We start from the raw sequence: 1,292 nt of genomic DNA, 5'->3' as shown, positions 1-1,292 counted from the left end.
CTGCACTTCCACCCCCAGCCTATCTACCTCGTCGTCTTCAAGGGGTCTTACATACTGGGAAATCTCATCTTGAGGGGGGCTTCACGCTTAGATGCTTTCAGCGCTTATCCCTTCCGTACATAGCTACCCAGCGGTGCTCCTGGCGGAACAACTGGTACACCAGCGGTACGTCCATCCCGGTCCTCTCGTACTAAGGACAGCTCCTCTCAAATTTCCTACGCCCACGACAGATAGGGACCGAACTGTCTCACGACGTTCTGAACCCAGCTCGCGTACCGCTTTAATGGGCGAACAGCCCAACCCTTGGGACCTACTTCAGCCCCAGGATGCGATGAGCCGACATCGAGGTGCCAAACCTCCCCGTCGATGTGGACTCTTGGGGGAGATAAGCCTGTTATCCCCAGGGTAGCTTTTATCCGTTGAGCGATGGCCCTTCCATGCGGTACCACCGGATCACTAAGCCCGACTTTCGTCCCTGCTCGACTTGTAGGTCTCGCAGTCAAGCTCCCTTATGCCTTTGCACTCTTCGAATGATTTCCAACCATTCTGAGGGAACCTTTGGGCGCCTCCGTTACTCTTTAGGAGGCGACCGCCCCAGTCAAACTGCCCACCTGACACTGTCCCCGCACCGGATTACGGTACCAGGTTAGAACCTAGATACGATCAGGGTGGTATCCCAACGGTGCCTCCACGCAAGCTGGCGCTCACGTTTCAAAGGCTCCCACCTATCCTGTACAGATCGTACCCAAATTCAATATCAAGCTGCAGTAAAGCTCCATGGGGTCTTTCCGTCTTGTCGCGGGTAACCTGCATCTTCACAGGTATTAAAATTTCACCGGATCTCTCGTTGAGACAGCGCCCAAGTCGTTACGCCATTCGTGCGGGTCAGAATTTACCTGACAAGGAATTTCGCTACCTTAGGACCGTTATAGTTACGGCCGCCGTTTACTGGGGCTTCGGTTCACAGCTTCGGATTGCTCCTAACCGCTCCCCTTAACCTTCCAGCACCGGGCAGGCGTCAGCCCGTATACTTCGCCTTACGGCTTCGCACAGACCTGTGTTTTTGCTAAACAGTCGCTTGGGCCTTTTCACTGCGGCCCCCTCGTGCTATTCACACTACCGGGGCACCCCTTCTCCCGAAGTTACGGGGTCATTTTGCCGAGTTCCTTAACGAGAGTTCTTCCGCGCGCCTTAGAATTCTCTTCTCGCCTACCTGTGTCGGTTTGCGGTACGGGCACCATCACCTGGCTAGAGGCTTTTCTTGGCAGTGTGAGATCATGACCTTCGCTACT

The 1,292-nt window shown here is 54.9% G+C and carries 1 rRNA gene; it reads right to left on the bottom strand.

The annotated features are described in order from the left end of the window. A 23S ribosomal RNA gene (locus Q0V21_RS32650) occupies nucleotides 1–1,292 on the bottom strand; the annotation flags it as partial.

The sequence above is a fragment of the Paenibacillus sp. 11B genome (assembly GCF_030487755.1).
Lineage (GTDB): Bacteria > Bacillota > Bacilli > Paenibacillales > Paenibacillaceae > Paenibacillus > Paenibacillus vandeheii.
This window is presented reverse-complemented; position numbering and strand designations above follow the sequence as displayed.